The organism is Exiguobacterium sp. s127 (genome assembly GCF_018618695.1).
GTDB lineage: Bacteria > Bacillota > Bacilli > Exiguobacteriales > Exiguobacteriaceae > Exiguobacterium_A > Exiguobacterium_A oxidotolerans.
In genome coordinates, this window is record NZ_JACSMO010000008.1 from 43,445 (window position 1) to 62,087 (window position 18,643).

The window sequence follows — 18,643 nt, forward strand, 5'->3', positions numbered from 1 at the left end:
ACGGCGATTTTTTTAGTTATGCGAGTGCATCATGTAACTCAGGCTCTGCGTTCGCCCACATTTCCGGTTTATGTGTCATCAGGAATTCACGAAGCAGTCCTTTTGACGTATCGTCCATCTGATCGACGACGATGCGTCCCTTGAGTGACTTGTCCATCTTATTGACGTGATCAGCTAAGATTTTAAACCCGCGCCGTGTTTCGACATCGACTAATAAATCGCATGCTGCGACGCCTCCATAATAAAACCCTTCTGGCTTACGTCCTACCGTGACCCAAACGATCCAGTACAGTTTCCCATTCGGTGCGTCCGCTCGATCCGTCGTGAACTTAATCCGCTTCTCAATCGCTGCTTTCGCATGCATGGCACCCATATCGATGTATGCTTCGCCGTCCTCTGGCGAGATGATGACCGGTGACATACTGTTCAAACTGAGTGTCCCGACGCCAAATCCACCATGTCCGTCTGTTGAATTATCTGAAATGATATTGAAGTTAATCTTCTTTTCCATCTTTACTCGACCCCTTTTACAGCTGTTGCCTCTATCATACCGCATTCAACTGCTGACGCAAGTCCCGCTTAGCGTTTCACTTGTTCCAGCTGTTCTTTCGTCACACGCCGAATCGTCGGCAGACGGAGACATTCAAGTGAGGTCAATTCTTCATGCACAGGTGGATTTGATTCTTCCAAGCGTGTCAATGCCCGGTCGTAAAGTGTCTGTGCCGCACGACCAAACAAAATCACGCGTTCAAGCGACGAGCAACGAGACCGAATCGCCCGCAGTTGTTTAGCAAGCTCCCGGACACGCTCCTCGACTTCTGTTTCAATCTCAGGCGGTAACTTCCGATTTTGGAACAAGGGCTTAAAGCGGTCATCCTCTTCAAGCAACGTCACCATTCCATACCGTTTCGCTTCCGGCGTACCAACGAGTGCCGCTAATTCTTTATCCGTCACAAGTCGACCAAACGGAATGCTTTCATCAAAAATGACTTCTGCGACTTCCAAACCCTTCGTCCCCGATAGTGGATACGTCGTGTCCTCTGGTAATGCCCGGTCGAAAATAAGCAATGTATGAATCTTTTTTCGTATAACAGATTCCATTTCCATTGGTGTCACCTCTTCATCCTAAGTTTTCCTCTCGACTACTTCTCTTTTACATGCCCCCACTCCTGTCTTATACCCGTCTTTTCGTGTTTCGATGTCGCTGTTTGACGGCTCCCCTGCTCCATACGGTATACTGAGGGCGTATTGCCATTATGTTTTTAGGAGGAACGATTTATGCCTTACGTTACCGTTAAAATGCTTTCAGGACGGACTGTCGAACAAAAACGTGCACTGATCGAAAAAGTAACAGAAGCTGTTTCAGAAACAGTCAATGCTCCAAAAGAAAACATTACCGTCTTCATCGAAGAAATGGAAAAGACGGACTATGGACAAGCAGGCGTCATGTTTGCCGATAAATAAGGAACTAAAAAAGGATGGACGATGCGTGTTGCTCGACCATCTTCTTTCTTATACCTATAACACCATGAACGAGAGAGGATGAATTATGATGGCAACGCTTAGCCTTTTAGGGGCAACGGGACGGACAGGGCGCCCATTGCTCGATTTATTGTTACAAGCCGGTCACAATGTCCGTGCGCTCGTCCGCTCGACCGATCACATGTTACCGGAGCACCCGCAATTGACGATCATTCAAGGAGATGCAACGGAAGTAACAGATTTAGAGAACGTCATTCAAGGTTCATCTGCCGTCTTCAGTTGTCTTGGTACGGATCAGCAACATGTTCTTTCAACAGCGATTCCCCATCTCGTCACGAAAATGAAGGAACAACAGATCGAACGGATCATCTTCATCGGGACGGCTGGCATTCTCGATGCCTCAGAAGAACCCGGGAAGTACCGCTTCCAGTCAAGCGAATCGCGCCGCCGTTCGACAGTGGCTGCTGAAGATCATTTGAAAGCTTATTTGACATTAAAGGATGCTGACGTTGACTTCACTGTCATCTGTCCTACTCAATTGACGGAAGACGATGAAATCAATGATCTCTTAATTGAAGCACCCCGCTTCACACAGGAGACAGGACCGATTCCTCGCCGCAACGTCGCCCGTTTTGCTTTTGAAGCCTATAACGAACATCTCTTCAGTCGTAAGCGCGTGGGGATTGCTTCCCATCAATGATTTCAAAAATCAACATGACGATGAATCCCGTGCGCCGTCAGGCATGCTGGATTCATCGTCATGTTTTAGTTTGCTTACTTTCAATCAAACACTTGTCGTAGTTCAATTTCCCCTTCACCGTGCCCTTGCGGATCCGGCATCCGTAGTGCCCAGTCGATTGCTTCTTTTCGTGACGCGACATCGATCAAAATAAATCCAGCAATCAATTCCTCTATTTGCATGAATGGTCCTTCCGTAACGATCGGTCGATCTCCAGGTCCACGATAAGAAAAGCGCATCCCGTTCGAGCTCGGATAGAGTCCTTTCGCCATCACATGTACCCCTGCATCGCGTAACGCTTGATTGTACTCGGACATCGCTTCCATAAGCTCAGGACTTGGACGCTCACCCGCTTCTGCACGCTTTGATCCTTTAACGATCAACATAAATAGCACGTTCAGCATCTCCCTTTCTCGAAAGTCGCTAAAATGATGTATTAACCAATTCCACCATCCCCTTCTCCGCAAACCAAGATGAGTCTAACCAAATCAATTCTTGTGGCGGATGTTTCCGACATCCTCGCTTTCCAGGTAAGCCTGGAGAGAGCAACGAAAATAGATGACGCTTGTCTGGTCCACAATTTTTTTCTACAATCTAAAATACCCGCCGACAAAAATGTCAGCGGGTAGAAAAACTCTTATGAAGCGCGAACATGCGATATCGAGACAGATTGTACTCTAAACCGTCTTTCCTGATTTCCCACATGGTATTCCCTAAAAAGCGTCACGGTTCGTTGACTCCTACGGGAAAAAGTGCGTTTTTAACGCACTTTCAGAGGCAGGCAAGACCGAGGAAAGCAACGAATAAAAACGCTTGCAGTTCCCAATATCGACTTTTTCCACAATCTAAAATACCCGCCGACAAAGATGTCAGCGGGCATGTTAAGTTCTCATTAGATGATGACACTGACGACGATTGCTGTCAGAACACTGACGAGCGTCGCACCGTACAATAATTTAAGACCGAAGCTCGCAGCGACACTGCCTTGGCGATCGTCGAGTCCTTTAACTGCACCCGCGATGATCCCGATTGACGAGAAGTTCGCGAATGAAATCAAGAAGACCGATACGATTCCGAGTGTACGCTCTGAGAATTCTTTCGTGTACTCAGGAAGACTGAGCATCGCGACGAATTCGTTCGTGATCAATTTCGTTGCCATGATGCTACCAGCACTGACTGCTTCTGCCCATGGAACACCCATGATAAAAGCGAATGGCGCAAAGATGTACCCGAGAATTTCTTGGAACGAGATACCAAGAACCATCAAGAAGATGTCGTTGACCATCCCAATCAATGCGTTGTATCCGATTAACATCGCACCGACGATGATTGCGACTTTAAATCCATCCAAGATGTATTCGCCGAGCATCTCGAAGAACGTTTGTTTCTCTTCGACGATTTCTAAGATATCTTCGTTTGGATCGACCGTATACGGATTGATGATTGAAACAATCATAAATCCACCAAAGAGGTTTAAGACGATGGCCGTAACGACATATTTCGGTTCCACCATTGTCATGTAAGCACCGACGATTGACATTGAAACGGTCGACATCGCCGAAGCACACAATGTATAGAGACGGTTTGCCGGTAATTTACCGATTTGTTTTTTGACTGTGATGAAGACTTCAGATTGACCGATCGCTGCCGAGGCGACGGCGTTGTATGATTCAAGTTGTCCCATGCCGTTAATCTTCGACAAGACAAATCCGATTCCGCGCATTAAGAGCGGGAGGATTTTCGTGAACTGTAAAATTCCGATTAATGCTGAGATAAAGACAATAGGAAGAAGAACGTTGATGAAGAATGGCTGTGCCCCTTCATTCGCAAGTCCACCAAAGACAAAGTTAATTCCGATTGCTGCATAACCAAGTAACTTTTCAAAGACACTCGCTACACCGCGGATGATAATATAACCGAACGACGTGTTCAATAAGATGAATCCGAGAACGAGCTGAAGCACTAGCATGACCGCAAGCGGTTTCAATTTGATACTTTTACGATTGCTGCTGACGAGTAGAGCTAGTCCAAAAACGACGACCAGTCCGAGTAACGCGATTAAATATTTCATGAAGTACCCCTCAATCTATTAGTTGTTTATCAGTTGTACATAAGTACGATGTCTGACGTTTAATCTCTGTCCCAAGTACTAGAATAATCAACATTCGTCAGAACTGCAATAGGTAAAGTTCATTTAGTAACCGCTTTCGTTATTTTCATAAACTTTCAAGACAAAGTTTTCCAGGCGTTTCCGAACATTGTCCTGACTGAGGTTTCGCTTTCCATATGCTTCCCACCCCGGATATACAGTAATTGTTTCGGGTCCAAAATCGAAAACAGCATTTAAGTCCCATCTCCGATCGTAAGTAAGCCCGCTCATCGCCTGATAAAATTTTAAAAACCGGTCCGCAACTTCGACGGACTCGAGTAAAGCAAGGTTCAGCCGGCAATGCGCCACGTCTGCTTCAATCGGTCCAACACATGCACTCACCCAATCAACTACGTTATACTTTTCCCCTAAATCGTATAACACATTAACCGGATGGAAATCACGATGGATGAATCGAATCTGTTCACTAGGCGCTGGTGCTGGTGCACTTGCCCAGTCCCAGGCGGCGATTTCGGTTGCCCAGGTCGGAACGACACGGGTTTTACTATAGGGTTTATATACATACGAAGTTTTTGGGACCGGTAAGCGATGAATTGCGACTAACGTCCGTGCCAGTCGCTCCACATACAGATCGTCAAGTGGCGTAAGTTGCACCACCCCTTGGACATACGTCATCTGAAGCCAAGGTGGAATCTCGCCGATCCACGCTTCTTGATACTTGAGGACGCGCGGTGCAAGCGGCCCCGCCGTCTTTAGCGCAAAGACCTCGTGCGCGACGAGGTCCTGTTCTTGTTGCAACCAGTTTGGATTCGTATGGATTCGGATAACACTGTCGCCCGCCCGTACGACGAGCGACGAGGTCGCCCCGGGTAAAACTTCCGTCTCAATTCCGGACAACCCGACCTGTTCTAAAATCTGCTCAATGACTCGTTTCATTTGAGTATCCTCCGAGCAACAGTTGATCAATCTGCATCTTTTCATTAGCGAACTCACGTAAGTCATACAAGATTTCTTGCGGATAAAACAACTTTTCATCCGTCTGTCTTGAATTCGCGATCGCTTCGACGAGTGGGGAGACTTGTGAGATTTCTTTTTTCTGCCCGTCTTTCATTTGGAGCATGATCGGCTGTTTACTGATTTCTCCGTTCTCTCCATATAAATCATACGGAAGGCGACTTAATTTATCTTCTAACAAGTAATATGCCGGATCGAGTCCGATTTTATTGAACAGTTCTGCTAGTTTTTCATGGATTGCTTCCCGCTTTTCTGGTGGGTAGTCGACGTACTTAAATAATTTTCGATTGACGAACCGACGTGACAAGTCACTAAGAATCGCATCGTGTTCTTCCATCCATTGTTGGAAATAGAAATAAACAATCGTTTCATCAAGCGCGAGGTAATTCTTCAACGCCATCGTTTGGTCAAATAACGGAATCAAATGAACCGGATGGATGTCAAACACATAACCCGAGGTATACAGTTCCTTCGCCCGCTCGAGAATCGCTTTTAATAAGTAATCGCTCGATCGTGTGACCGGGTGCAGATAGACTTGCCAGTACATCTGATACCGGCGCATGATGTAGTCTTCAATCGAGTGCATGCCTGATTGTTTGACGACCATCTGATTGTGTGCGGGACGTAAGACACGCAACATGCGTTCTAAATCAAACTTCCCGTAACTGACACCGGCGAAATGGGCGTCACGCAATAAGTAATCCATCCGGTCGACGTCGAGTTGCGAACTGATCATCGTCACGAGCAACTGGTTCGGATGCGTCTTATTGATGACGGAGGCGACTTCTTCCGCAAAGCCTTCGCCAACTTGATCGAGGACTCGTTTGATTTCCGTATCCCCGAGAATGATTCGTTCCGTCCACTCCTCGTGATCGACACCAAAGACATTTTCGAAGGCATGGGAAAAGGGTCCGTGCCCGACGTCATGAAGCAAGGCTGCGACGAGCGTCAGCTCGCGGTATTGGTCATCCCAGTCAGCACGACCGTTAAAGACGTCAATCAGTTGGCGTGTAATCTCATACACACCAAGCGAATGATGAAACCGTGTATGCTCCGCTCCGTGAAACGTCAAAAAGGATGTCCCGAGTTGTTTGACCCTGCGAAGCCGTTGAAACTCCTTTGTTCCAATCAGTTGCCAAATCAATTGGTCGCTGACATAAATATAACGATGAACCGGATCTTTAAAGACCTTAGTTTCTCTTAATTGACCTAGTGACTGATACATGTCATTCTCCCCTTCATCTGGTCGTTCTCTTCGTTGTTTTCAATTTAGGGGCAGTCTGTTCCTGTCAGACTATCCGCTTCTTACATAAAGTTTACACTGGCTATGCTATAATGATGTCGCAAATCTACAAAAAAAGGAACGAGCCAATGGGAATCGAACTCTTAAAACAAGAACAATATCGTATTTTTGATCAAACGTCACTCGGAACGACATTTCATGCCACCCAATCGTTCGCGATGGACGACACGCTTTGTGCCTCCGTCGCAACAGAAGGTGCGGCACTTCGTTCTTGGGTGCACCACGAAACGGTCGTCCTCGGGATTCAAGATGCCCGTCTGCCTCACTTAACAGAAGGAATCGACGTCTTGAATACACACGGCTTTCACCCCGTCGTCCGAAATTCGGGCGGACTCGCGGTCGTCCTCGATGCAGGTGTCTTGAACATTTCGCTTGTCCTACCAGAACGGGGCGGCATTGATATCGACAGCGGCTACGAAGCGATGCTCGCCCTTGTGCAGCACATGTTCAGAGACGAAACCGATGCGATCGTCGCTGGCGAAGTCGTCGGCTCATATTGCCCCGGCTCTTACGACCTTTCGATATTCGGTAAAAAGTTCGCCGGGATTTCGCAACGACGTGTCCGCGGGGGGGTCGCCGTTCAGATTTATTTATGTGTCAACGGAAGCGGGAGTAAGCGCGCAGCACTCGTGCGCGACTTTTATGAAGCCGCCCTGCAAGGCGAGGAAACAAAATTCACGTATCCTGTCATCATTCCGGACACAATGGCCTCTCTTGAGGAGTTACTTCAACTTCCGCTTACGGTCGAACAGTGTTTACTCCGTGCTTACCGTGCCTTGATGGCACTCGGCACAAATTTAGTCCCGTCCGTCCTCGATGAAGTCGAAAATGAACGATTCGGTGTAAACCTGGGCCGGATGCTCGAACGAAACGAAAAAGCCCTAGGTAAGTAAAGGAGAGAACGCAATGGTACGATTCATTACCGATAGTGGTGCCGATGCACCGCAAGAATTATTAGATGCCCATGACATCACAATCATGCCGTTCGGTGTATTGATTGGAGACGACACGTATTTTGACGGCGAAACGATTTCGCCGGAGGAGCTCTATGCTAAAATGCGTGACGGTGCTGCGCCAAAAACTTTCCAAGTCGAGGTCACGCGGATCGCGGAAGTCTTCAAAGCACACTTCGAACAAGGGGAACCGTTCCTCTATCTCGCTTTTTCAAGTGATCTATCCGGCACCTATCAAACGGCAACGATGCTCGCAGAAGAACTCGCCGAACAATATCCCGATGTTCCGTACGCCGTCATTGATACGAAAACAGCATCGACCGGTCAAGGACTCTTCGTCCTTGATGTCGCGACCTTCGCGAAAACACATACGTTTGACGAAACAAAAGCCTATGCAGAACAAAAAGTGAATTCGATCCGTCACTTGTTCACGGTTGAATCACTCGAGTACCTGATGCGTGGTGGTCGTGTGTCACGTGCGAGTGCCTTCATCGGTGGATTATTATCGATTCTGCCGCTCTTGACGGTCGAAGACGGTAAGTTGATCCCGAAAGAAAAGATTCGTGGTCAGAAAAAGGTCATGAACCGGATCGTCGAATGGATGGAAGAAGCGCGTCCGATGATTGACGGACACCGCATCATCATCGGTCACGGTGACTCGATTGAACGGGCCGAGATGCTCAAACAATTGATTGAAGCCCAGTTCTCTCCAAGCGAAGTCTTGATTACGATTGCCGGAGCGGCCATCGGTTCGCACACCGGACCGGGACTGCTTGTCATCGGCTATGATTTGCCGGCCTGACAGCCGCTTGATTTTATCCACACTAAAAAATCCGAATGATTCCCCTCTTCTTTATCAGAAAAGGTTGGATCATCCGGATTTTTTTGTTTTTAAAACCTGTCATTTCACGGTTTCATCGTCTCGATGCATACGGTGTCCGCTCTGTTCTCGGTTCAAAAAGTCCGAGCAACAAAAAGCGGAACAATACATACACAAACAAAAGCAATGTCACCAGTTCAAAGAACAAATAGCCGACATCTTGCAAGGACAGTCCTGTCCGGATTCCGTTCCACAAGTAGGCCAGATCTATTGTCAACAGACCGATTAGACCGGCAGCGAGCGCTTCCGCCCGTGTCAGCGGATGGTGAAGCGAATAGGAAACCCGCTTGACGTTGAAGATGTTCTGGATTCCGTCCTCTGATGTATAGCCTTTATACAGCGCGAACGCCGAACCGATTGCTACGAGGAAAAGTGCCGAAAGCGGGGCAACCAGATTTACGATAACCAGCAGAAACAGCATCGGCAAGACAACGTTCGGTTTCATTCAGACTTCGTTCCCGACGCGACCGGTTCCCCTTGATTCAAGTTGACCGTCAACGGTTTGGCTGTCCCTTTTCCAGAAAAGTTCTCAATCAATTCTTTGACATCGATTCCGGAAGAAGCCTTCAACGTCTCTTGGAGTGACGCCATCAAGTCCGTCGCATAACCCGTCACACGGTTCGCACCGCCACCTTCACCGTTCCCTGTATCGACGACCGTGATCTTGTCGATGTTACCGAGTGGTGCTGCGATTTCTTTCGCATACTCCGGCATCATGCGAATGACCATGTCGAGAATCGCCGCTTGTCCGAATTGTTCGAAGGCTTGGGCAATCTTCTCTTTTGCTTCTGCTTCCGCAAGACCTTTCAGGCGGATGATGTCCGCCTCGGTTTCCCCTTGTGCCCGCTCGGCGTCGGCTTTTGCGAGACCATCAAGGCGAATCCGTTCCGCATCGGCCTTCGCTGACGCTTCAATCCGGTATTTCGTCGCATCGGCTTCTGCATATTGTTTCGCCCGGTCCGCTTGTGCTGCCTGTTCGATCGAGTACCGATCGGCATCGGCACGTTTTTTAACTTCTGCGTCGTACTGTTTCTCGCGACGGAGAATTTCACGTTCTTCGAGTTCGATTTGTTTTTGCCGTTCGATGATTTTGATTTGCATTTGTTGCTCTGTGACTTCTTGTTGCGCGCGTGCATTTTCTAAGTCGTAGGCTTGGTCGGCTTTCGCCTTCGCGATGTCTTGTTCGCGACGATAGTCTGCCATCTTCAGCTGGTTTTCTTTTTCCGCTTCCGCGATTTCAGTCGCGCGCTCGAGCTCTGCTTTTTTCGCATCTTTTGAAGCTTCCGCCCGCTTGATCCGCGTTTCTTTTTCAGCATCCGCCGTCGCGATATCAGCGTCACGGCGTACTTGCGCGATGCGTGGTTTCCCGAGTGATTCGAGATAACCGTTTTTATCGCGGACATCTTTAATCGTGAACGAGACGATGATCAGTCCCATTTTCGCGAGATCTTGTGACGCGACACGTTGCACTTCTTGCGAAAATTTATCGCGGTTCTTATAGATTTCTTCGACCGTCATCGATCCAAGAATCGACCGCAAGTGACCTTCGAGGACTTCCCGCGCCTCACTTTCACGGTCTTCCTTTGATTTCCCGAGGAATTGCTCGGCTGCCGTCGCGATTTCCGAAATCGAGCTGCCGATTTTAATGATTGCCGTTCCATCCGCCATGACCGGAACACCTTGTTCCGTATAAACTTCAGGCGTTGTTACTTCGAGCTTGCTCGACAGTAAACTGAGCGGTGTCGCCTGTTGGAAGACAGGCAAGATGAATGCCCCGCCACCGCGAATGATTTTAACGCGGTTACCGGATTCATCCGTATTGACACTTGGACTATTTCCGAGATAACTCCCCGACACGATTAACGCTTCTTCTGGCCCAACTGTCCGATACTTCGTGATAAATAGAGCAACAAGCGCTAAAATGAGCGCGCCGGCGATAATCGCCACAATAATAACTGGATTCACGTAAACATCTCCTCTTTCCATTGGTTCGGGTAGGTCATGACGTGCGCCACCCCTTGTTTGATTTCAATGATGATGACTTTCGTTCCTTGATCGAGTGGCGGTCCTTCAAATAAAACGGCTGATTTTGAAATCCGTCCGGAGACATCATCGACTAAAATTTCTCCATATCCGTCACTCGGGATCGATAAAATGACCGTTGCACTTCTTCCTTCTAGCATCTGCTCGGAAAAACCCAGCGACTGCTCGGCTTCGGCAAGCGGTACAAAAATGAACAAGTGCACTAAGGTCGTCAAAATAAGACTGATGAATCCACTGAGCAATAAGATCATCAATGAGCTCATGGCTGTTAAATGCTCAAGTCCGAATCCGAAAGCCGACGTTAAAATGACGAATGATAAAATCAACGTCGGATGAAAAATTTGATCGACGCCCGGAACCAGGTCCGAGAACACGACCGATAACAAAACGCCACATCCTGCTGCTGCCAGTGCATAGAGATACAACGTACTAACGTCCATCTTCTGTCACCTCGATAAAAGCACTCGAGCCATAAAGCTGATGATAAATCCGTTTGTATTCATGCCGGTTTTCTTCATACAGCAGGTGTGCCAGCTCACGCTCACGCGGACTGGTGTCTTCTTGCAAACGCCGTGCATACTTTTTCTGTGCCGCGTAATGACGCGCTAGCAAACTTTCGAGTGCTCCTTGACTTGGCGTGGCCGCGACAGGTTGACGTCGTTTTCTCATCTTCGTGCTCCTTTCCTGTTTAATCCGTTCAGTTTTATGTACGCTAGTTTTTGGAAATGGTTTCAAAAACCAATTTCCTTTTTCCATTTTTCATGCGGATAAACAAAAAAACCGAAGAGCAATGCTCCTCGGTTTTAATCCGTTTACTTTTTCCGTTTAACAATCAAAACATAGTAGATGACGAGTGCTGCACAATCAAGTGTCATGATAATCAACCCCATCGGTAAAGCCGAGTCCTCGCCCATGATTCCGACGAGTGGTGAAACGAGTGAACCGACGAGCATCGGCAAGAGACCGAGCAAAGCAGATGCGCTCCCTGCCGTCTTCCCGTAGTTTTGCATCGCAAGTGTAAAACCAAGCGTTGAAATCAGACCGACGCTCGACACAACGAAGAAAAGTGGAATCATGACAAAAATCAAGGCATCGGATAAGGTCAAGCCGAGGAACAACAAGATGCTTGCCGTCGCAACAATCATTAAGGCAATCCGCATCAATTTCTCACTATCGACGCGACCGGCGAGTCGTCCTGCGATTTGAGCCGCGATGATGATTCCAATCCCGTTCAAGCCGAACAGGAAACTAAACTGTTGCGGACTCGCACCGTAAATGTTTTGTAAAACGAACGGCGAACCGGAGATATAGGCGAACATCGCACCCATGACGAACGCTTGTGCAAAGGCGTAACCGATGAACACGCGGTCCGTCAATAAACGACCAAACGTCCGAACCGTCGTCGCGAGATTCCCTTCGACCCGGTGATGCACCGGCAGTGTTTCCGGTAACCGGAAAGCAACGGCAAGCAGCATCATCGTACTTAAGATGGCCAGTAAATAAAACACCACATGCCAATCACCGAAACGTAAAATTTGTCCACCGATGACTGGTGCTAAAATAGGAGCCGTCCCGTTAACAAGAGATAAAGCAGCAAAGAACTTCGTCAATTCCGGTCCTTCAAACAAATCACGAACGATCGCGCGCGAAATGACGATGCCGGAAGCACCAGCCGCCCCTTGCACAAAACGAAGTGCAATCAACACTTCGATCGTCGGAGCAAACGCACATGCAAGCGAGGCGAGGAGATAGGCGACGAGTGCGAGCATTAAGGGACGTTTCCGTCCGCGGACATCGCTAAGCGGTCCGACAATCAATTGACCGAGCGCCATGCCAAGCATACATGCCGTCAAACTCAATTGAATCATCGACGCACTCGCCCCGAATGAACGGGACATGTCGGGGAAAGCAGGTAAATACATGTCGATCGAGAGCGGACCGAGTGCTGCCAATGAGCCTAAAATTAAAATCAAGGTAAGTCGTTTCGTTTTCACGAGTGAAACATCTGCCATCCGATTTCCTCCTTAAGTCGTTACGTAATCCAAGTCGTGCAAGACATAGGCGAGGAAAAAGACGACAGATGGATTTTCGTAAGCCGTCTGGACTTTCTTCAGTTGCGCCCGGTAGCCTGTCTCATATTCCACTCCGTTCAACTTGCGTTCCATATTCATTTTAATCAACGCATCGAGCTTATCGACGACATCTACCATCTGTCCTTCATACGTATCATCTTTCGCTTCGACGAGAAAACGATAAAATTCTGTTCGCATCACGTCAGGTAATAATCCAATCAACGCCTCCCCTTCTGCCCGTTCATAGGCCTCAAAGGCAGCTGCCGTGACCGGCGTCGCATGTTTGACCGGTCCGAGGACGTCCCCTGTCGTCCCTTCGACTAAATCGTGACAGAGCAAACGCGAAACGACTTCAGCCGTATCGATCGTAACCCCGTACTTTTTCGACTCGATCAGACCGTTGAACAAGCCGAGGGAAGCCGCCCGAAACGCATGTGTCGCGTCATTGTCATCAATCGTATTGAAGCGCCCTTTCCAGCGTCGAATCGTATCCATCATCAATGCATTGTCAATGAAATGTGCCATCTCGTCTTCGGCAAAGACGGATGTCGTCAAGCGACGGATGGCATATAACGGGTGTTCGAGTAAATAGTTTTTCAGTTCAAGCGTTTTTGCTTCAAAGAACGGTGACGCCGTCATCCGTGCTTCCCGTCTTGCGAACAACATCGCGTCGAACGTATCGATCGCTTTAACGATTTGCCCTTCAATCGTGTCATCTTCGGCATGGACGAGATAGTCTGTAAATTCTGTTTGAAGCGATTTTGACAATAAGGCGACGAGTTTCTCACTCGCCTGTTGCTCCATCGCCTGAATGTGATCATGAAGTGTCGGCTCTTTTTTCGTCCGGTGTTTGATTGGACCGGTGATCACTTCGTTCATATCGTGAAACAGTGCCTTTCCTAATAAGCGGAGGCGATCGATTTCAACGGGTTGCTGCTCTTGTTCGATATAGCTCGCCATTAAACTAAATAGAGCGACGCGAAAACTATGACTTGCGGCGTTGTCTTGAAAACGCGGAGCATACTCATCCCAACGTGGTACGTTCTGCATCCGTGTCAGCATTCGAATAAAGTTACCGTTTTGCATGAAATCTCCCCCAAAATCAAAAAGGACAGAGGAGTTGTGACCCTGTCCAATTTTTGTATTATTTTTCTTCTTTGACACCACTTCTAAACCAGCCGATGACAAGAATCAGTCCGAGAACGACCCAGAAAATCGTCTGCCAGAGCGTGCTTTCCGGAAACTCGTGCGGTAAGACATGAATGGTCGGGTGTGCAAGCGTCATGATGACGAGCTTAACCCCGACCCAAGCGACGAGCCAAAATGCTGCTTCTTCAATCCCTGGTCGTTTTTGGAGTAAAACAACGAACCAGCTTGCGAAATATCGCATGATGACAAGTCCGATGATCCCACTGAAGAAGACGACCCAAAATTGTCCCGTGTTCAGTCCACCAATCATCCCGCCGACCATCGGTAATGTCGTCGCCATGGCAACGGCCGCGAGTGTCGAATCGACGGCAAACGCTAAATCAGATAATTCGACCTTGACGACCGTCCACCAAAAATTCGGCGATTCTTTTTTGGATGCCATCGCATCCGGTATTTGATGTTTGTTTGATCGTGCCTCGACGATTCCTTTAAAGGCGACATAAAAGAGGTACGCTGCACCAAGTGCCTGTAACTCCCAAACAGTCGCTAAGTACGACGCAAAGAAAATCGCGATGAAACGAAGGACGAGTGCCCCGATTAGTCCGTAAAACAACGCTTTTTTTCGTTGATCGTCCGGTAAAGGACGAACGAGTACCGCCATGACCATCGCATTATCAGCCGACAGCAATCCTTGTAAGATGATCAGGACGAGCCCGACCGTCGCATACTGCGTAATTAATCCAATATCCATAAAAACGAATCCCCTTTTTGTTCACTAGGTTCATTATAATCTTTGTACCTGTAAAAGAAAAAGACGGAAGCTTGAACCTTGTGTTTCTATCTTCCCCCTTTTTTCGGAGTTCACACTAAAAAAGACCCTCCAGTCGGAGAGCCTTTCGCTTAAAGATGTTGATCCACTTTTTTCTCAGCATCTGGATTTGGTTTTGTTTTCGGTGAAGAGAACCAACCCCAAACTGCGAGACCGACCATGACCGTCCAGAAGAACGCTTGCCATGGCGTACTGTGAGCAAAGCCTTCCGGTAACTTCATCGCTTCAAAGATTGTTCCTTCAATCGATGCGTGATATTTCGGATGCTCAAGGGCAAGAACGGCGAGCTTGACTCCGACCCAAGCGACGATTGCGAATGCCGCTGTTTCAAGTCCAGGACGTTCTGCGAGTAGTCTGACGAAGACGCGCGCTGCGAAACGCATCAAGACGACACCCATCAAACCACCTGTCAGGATGACGACGAAATGTCCGGCATTCAATCCACCAATTTCATTTGTCCCCCAGTCAGGTAATGCGACGGCGAGTGCGACCGCTGCAAGAATCGAATCGACGGCGAATGCAAGATCGGCGAATTCAATTTTAGCGACTGTTTTCCAAAACTCCGCTTTTGAGACGGGCTCATCCGATTTCGGTTCTTGATCGAGCTCACTGTCTGCCCCATGGTTTTCACCGAGCCGTCGTGCCTTGACCGTTTTATAAATATGCCGTAACCCCATGATAAGCAGGTATGCTGCACCAAGTGCTTGAATCTGCCAAATATCAACGAGGAACGAAATCGCGAACAATGCCGCGAAGCGGAGGACGAACGCTCCTGCCAAACCATAAAATAAAGCCTTTTTCTGTTGTTCGCCTGGTAAGTGTTTTACCATGACGGCGAGGACGAGTGCATTATCTGCTGAAAGTAGTCCTTCGAGTGCGATTAAAACGACGACTACCCAGGCATATTGTAGTACTAACTGCCAATCCATCTACTTCATTCCTTCCTATCTTATAAGTTTCACAAAGGCATTAACTAAAAAAAGATTTACGCGTTCATATGAACATATACTATCCGATTCAGTACAGACTTGCAAGTGTCCCTTATGATGAGTTTAGCAAACTGTTGATTCTGAGCCTTGCTAGTTTCGTTTTGCTAGCAGTTCATGATAAAATTCATATCAACAGTTCAACATAGTGCAAACACATTTGCGGAATCATCAGAGTTGCTCGTCTCTAGCATTCCTGTCATGTTATTACTATTGATAAAATACAAAAGGACAAAGGGGCCAATTGAAATGTCTACCTACCCGATTACACTACCAACAAAAGAAGAGCGTCATAAGCTTTTCGGTTCTGTTCCCCCTGTTAAAGGAACAAAACCTACTGAAAAAGATAAAATGGTTGATCTTCAAAATACACCAAAGAATTTCTTGTTTGCACTTGATGCAGTCGGTATTTCAAACGTCAAACATCCTGTCGTCATCCAAGATGGTGACAAAACGCAGGCCACTGTCGCGACGTTCGAGCTTTCGACATCACTCGTTCAAGACCGTAAAGGCATCAACATGAGTCGCTTAACGGAGCAACTCGATCAGTACCATCAAGAAGGATGGGTCGTCACGAACGAATCACTGATTCAGTTCGCGCGCGATTTAGCCGAGCGGATGGAGCAGTCTGAAGGTCAATTAACGATTCGCTACCCATGGTTCTTCACGCGTAAAGCACCGGCAACTGGACTCAGCGGTCTGATGAATGCCGAAGTCTGGCAAACGGTCAGTGTCGATACGGAAACGAATGAAGCAACGTTGACGGTCGGGTTAACGATCAATGTCACGACACTCTGCCCATGTTCAAAAGAAATCAGTGAGTACAGTGCCCATAATCAACGTGGTTACGTCACGATGGAAGCATCGCTCCGTGACGAGGCAGATGACTTTGACTGGAAACAAGAATTACTGGATGCGGCTGAATCAAATGCATCAGCACCACTTCACCCGGTCCTCAAACGTCCGGATGAAAAACGTGTTACGGAGATGGCTTACGAAAACCCACGTTTCGTCGAAGATATGGTCCGTTTAATCGCGGCTGATCTCTACGAAATGGATGCGATCGCAACGTTCTTCGTCGAATGCCGAAACGAAGAAACCATTCACCAACACGATGCCATCGCTCGAATCACGTTCGATAAAGACGCACAATAAGTCCTATACCACCCTCGCCCTAGATGACCTCTTCGTTGTCTAGGGCGTTTTTTCATTAACCGGATGCACTTTTTTGAAACGCCTGGAAGCAATGAAGAAATCGGCATGACTTGAAACAATATTAAAAATGAGAGGAAGGACCTAGTAACGGTCCATCCTCTCATTTTGTTTTTTTTACTCGTTTCGGAGCAATAAGTCCGTCGCCCGGATGGTTCCCCATGGCGAAACATCGGCTTTGACTTCTAATTTTTCCGCATCCTCATACCCTTTTCCTGTACCTTGTTCGACATAATATTGAGTCAGCTGAGAAATCGTCACGTATTCATCGTAATACTCACCAGCAACCGAACCGAAAAAGCGGTCATTCGAGATTTTATCAATTCTTGCATATCCATCTTCCCCCGTTATAAACGTAACGTAGACAAGTCCTTGTTTGACAGAAGCATCCGGTTTTAAATCTGGATACTGCAACATGACGTACTCCCCGTAAATCGGATCAAATGGATCAAACGGCTCTGCCCGGAAGCGATAACTCTCTCCGAACCACGAAATCGCATAAAAACTGAGTACGACAAGCAAAACAATCAGTGTCTGAATAAACGCAAACCCGTACTTTTTCATGCCGACTGACCTCCTTCACGACGTCGTTGCATCCACCAGAGCACACCGGCAATCAAGAACACGAGTAAGGCCCCGCCTAGGAAAAAGAGTGACATATTCAGACGATTCCAAGCATAAATGAAGTAAACCGTCAGTTGAACGGTAATGAAATAAACGAACGGAATCAGTAAGCGATGACCGGTTCGTTCTCGCTCAATCAAATAAACGAATGCCATCACTTCAACTAAAATCGCCATCAAGATCGCTTGTTCCTCGAACCATAAGAGTCCGACCAAACCGAGCGGGACGATGAAAAGGAGCGGACGGTAACGTACATAAATCAAACTTCCGACCGCGGCTGCGGCAAGTACAAGTAAAATCGCTTCGACGAGCGAAATCGGAGCAGTTGTCGTTTCTGCGCGGACAGATAGATAGATTAGTGAGTTAATGGCTGCCGTGACTAAATAGAGCGCGTAGAGGAGCGGGCGCTTTTGCTCCTCCCGAACAAGTAACAGTAATGGAACGAGGAAAAATAAAGTCCAAATCGGCCAAAGAATACCTTCGTAGGAAACGAGGAAAAACAATTCCAACCCTGCGAAGTAGAGGAGCAACCAGCTAAAAATCAGTGATGGAAACGTTTGACTGAAATAGAACCAGGCTACGGATATCAGAATCAAACAAACAAATGATGTCCAGTCGAGAAACGTAGCGTACTCGCTCCCGAAGCTGCCGATTCCCGTAAAAATATTCAATCCCGCCAAAAAAGCGACGACAGCGTAGGCAGCGTGACGCCAAACGAAAAAATGACCGAGTGCCATAAGAAAGATTACCCAGGCAATGAATGAGCTTTCAAGCGACATATGAAAACTTTGGACCGTGACAATCAATGCACCGAGCAACGCGAGAATCCCGAGTATCCGGAACGCCACCGGATTCCAAATCGTCCGGCGTTCGGAAATATCAGCTAGCACATAACAACTGATCATGATGACAAGAACGAGTCCGATTTTGACCAATGCCGGAATGACTTGCCAATTGGCCGCTAAAAAACTGAGTAAGGCCAAGCCGACAAACGTCAAGCCGACAATCAACAGTAAGGGCGTCCGCTTTTTGACTTGGTGTTTGTGTTCGTACGCTTCAATCCGATCGACGGTTTCTGCATCAAGCAATCCTGCTTCCTGCCATTCTTTCAACTTTGTCAATCGCGCCATCTTTCCACCTCCTAGGACTCAACATTACACTTATATTTTTCCCGTTTTCCTATCGCTTCAAGCAAATTCACAATAAAAAAAGCGACTACGTCCAGCTCAGTTTCGCTGACGTAGTCG

21 protein-coding genes are annotated in these 18,643 nt (G+C 47.7%); 5 read left to right on the top strand and 16 right to left on the bottom strand.

The window, feature by feature from the left end:
• Positions 1-16 precede the first annotated feature (16 nt).
• Positions 17-511 carry a YwhD family protein gene (locus KNP98_RS11105; RefSeq protein WP_214770625.1) on the bottom strand — a complete coding sequence of 165 codons (495 nt, stop codon included), beginning with the start codon at positions 509-511 and terminating at the stop codon, positions 17-19.
• A 68-nt stretch (positions 512-579) separates the two neighbouring features.
• Positions 580-1,107: a hypothetical protein gene (locus KNP98_RS11110; protein WP_214767698.1), complete on the bottom strand. Its 528-nt coding sequence runs from the start codon at positions 1,105-1,107 to the stop codon at positions 580-582.
• 171 nt (positions 1,108-1,278) lie between these two features.
• Between KNP98_RS11110 and KNP98_RS11115 the strand changes: the two genes are divergently transcribed.
• On the top strand, positions 1,279-1,464 hold the full coding sequence (locus tag KNP98_RS11115) for a 2-hydroxymuconate tautomerase (protein ID WP_029332386.1): 186 nt from the start codon (positions 1,279-1,281) through the stop codon (positions 1,462-1,464).
• Between the two features lie 88 nt (positions 1,465-1,552).
• Complete coding sequence (locus KNP98_RS11120; RefSeq protein ID WP_088836098.1) at positions 1,553-2,182, top strand: NAD(P)-dependent oxidoreductase; 630 nt, start codon at positions 1,553-1,555, stop codon at positions 2,180-2,182.
• A gap of 80 nt (positions 2,183-2,262) precedes the next feature.
• Here KNP98_RS11120 and KNP98_RS11125 read toward each other — a convergent pair whose 3' ends face one another.
• The 4 genes from KNP98_RS11125 to KNP98_RS11140 form a co-directional block, all read right to left on the bottom strand.
• Entirely contained in the window at positions 2,263-2,625 is a 363-nt protein-coding gene (locus KNP98_RS11125; RefSeq protein ID WP_251133088.1) for a YciI family protein, read from the bottom strand.
• Between the two features lie 488 nt (positions 2,626-3,113).
• Positions 3,114-4,292 (bottom strand): NupC/NupG family nucleoside CNT transporter, encoded by a 1,179-nt coding sequence (locus tag KNP98_RS11130; RefSeq protein ID WP_029332383.1) that lies wholly within the window; start codon positions 4,290-4,292, stop codon positions 3,114-3,116.
• A gap of 123 nt (positions 4,293-4,415) precedes the next feature.
• Positions 4,416-5,267, bottom strand: coding sequence for a phosphotransferase family protein (locus KNP98_RS11135; protein ID WP_214767694.1), 852 nt, complete (start codon positions 5,265-5,267; stop codon positions 4,416-4,418).
• Entirely contained in the window at positions 5,251-6,570 is a 1,320-nt protein-coding gene (locus tag KNP98_RS11140) for an HD domain-containing protein (RefSeq protein ID WP_088836094.1), read from the bottom strand. Before KNP98_RS11140 ends, KNP98_RS11135 begins: the two co-directional genes overlap by 17 nt.
• A 146-nt stretch (positions 6,571-6,716) precedes the next feature.
• Here KNP98_RS11140 and lipL point away from each other — a divergent pair, with 146 nt between their 5' ends.
• Together lipL and KNP98_RS11150 are read left to right on the top strand one after the other, a co-directional pair.
• A complete protein-coding gene (lipL, locus tag KNP98_RS11145) occupies positions 6,717-7,541 on the top strand; it encodes an octanoyl-[GcvH]:protein N-octanoyltransferase (protein ID WP_088836093.1) in 825 nt (274 codons plus the stop codon).
• A 13-nt stretch (positions 7,542-7,554) separates the two neighbouring features.
• On the top strand, positions 7,555-8,403 hold the full coding sequence (locus tag KNP98_RS11150) for a DegV family protein (RefSeq protein ID WP_088836092.1): 849 nt from the start codon (positions 7,555-7,557) through the stop codon (positions 8,401-8,403).
• 112 nt (positions 8,404-8,515) lie between these two features.
• On the opposite strand, the gene KNP98_RS11155 is transcribed toward KNP98_RS11150, so the two are convergent.
• From KNP98_RS11155 to KNP98_RS11190, 8 genes are all read right to left on the bottom strand, one after another.
• A complete protein-coding gene (locus tag KNP98_RS11155) occupies positions 8,516-8,926 on the bottom strand; it encodes a hypothetical protein (RefSeq protein WP_088836091.1) in 411 nt (136 codons plus the stop codon).
• Positions 8,923-10,446, bottom strand: coding sequence for a flotillin lipid rafts scaffold protein FloT (locus tag KNP98_RS11160; RefSeq protein WP_088836090.1), 1,524 nt, complete (start codon positions 10,444-10,446; stop codon positions 8,923-8,925). Before KNP98_RS11160 ends, KNP98_RS11155 begins: the two co-directional genes overlap by 4 nt.
• Positions 10,443-10,964, bottom strand: a complete 522-nt coding sequence (locus KNP98_RS11165) for an NfeD family membrane protein (RefSeq protein WP_088836089.1) — start codon at positions 10,962-10,964, stop codon at positions 10,443-10,445. The genes KNP98_RS11160 and KNP98_RS11165 overlap by 4 nt, the downstream gene beginning before the upstream one ends.
• Entirely contained in the window at positions 10,954-11,193 is a 240-nt protein-coding gene (locus KNP98_RS11170) for a hypothetical protein (protein ID WP_029332376.1), read from the bottom strand. The genes KNP98_RS11165 and KNP98_RS11170 overlap by 11 nt, the downstream gene beginning before the upstream one ends.
• 143 nt (positions 11,194-11,336) lie before the next feature.
• Positions 11,337-12,536, bottom strand: coding sequence for a multidrug effflux MFS transporter (locus KNP98_RS11175; RefSeq protein ID WP_088836088.1), 1,200 nt, complete (start codon positions 12,534-12,536; stop codon positions 11,337-11,339).
• A 12-nt stretch (positions 12,537-12,548) separates the two neighbouring features.
• Entirely contained in the window at positions 12,549-13,682 is a 1,134-nt protein-coding gene (locus KNP98_RS11180) for a YfbR-like 5'-deoxynucleotidase (protein WP_088836087.1), read from the bottom strand.
• A 58-nt stretch (positions 13,683-13,740) separates the two neighbouring features.
• Positions 13,741-14,496, bottom strand: coding sequence for a TerC family protein (locus KNP98_RS11185; protein WP_088836086.1), 756 nt, complete (start codon positions 14,494-14,496; stop codon positions 13,741-13,743).
• 149 nt (positions 14,497-14,645) lie between these two features.
• Entirely contained in the window at positions 14,646-15,503 is an 858-nt protein-coding gene (locus tag KNP98_RS11190) for a TerC family protein (protein ID WP_088836085.1), read from the bottom strand.
• 306 nt (positions 15,504-15,809) lie between these two features.
• Between KNP98_RS11190 and folE2 the strand changes: the two genes are divergently transcribed.
• Complete coding sequence (folE2, locus tag KNP98_RS11195; RefSeq protein ID WP_029332371.1) at positions 15,810-16,715, top strand: GTP cyclohydrolase FolE2; 906 nt, start codon at positions 15,810-15,812, stop codon at positions 16,713-16,715.
• A 174-nt stretch (positions 16,716-16,889) separates the two neighbouring features.
• Here the strand turns inward: folE2 and KNP98_RS11200 are convergent, their stop codons facing one another.
• Together KNP98_RS11200 and KNP98_RS11205 are read right to left on the bottom strand one after the other, a co-directional pair.
• Complete coding sequence (locus KNP98_RS11200) at positions 16,890-17,336, bottom strand: GDYXXLXY domain-containing protein (RefSeq protein ID WP_214811435.1); 447 nt, start codon at positions 17,334-17,336, stop codon at positions 16,890-16,892.
• Positions 17,333-18,526, bottom strand: coding sequence for a DUF2157 domain-containing protein (locus KNP98_RS11205; protein ID WP_214811438.1), 1,194 nt, complete (start codon positions 18,524-18,526; stop codon positions 17,333-17,335). Before KNP98_RS11205 ends, KNP98_RS11200 begins: the two co-directional genes overlap by 4 nt.
• Positions 18,527-18,643 lie beyond the last annotated feature (117 nt).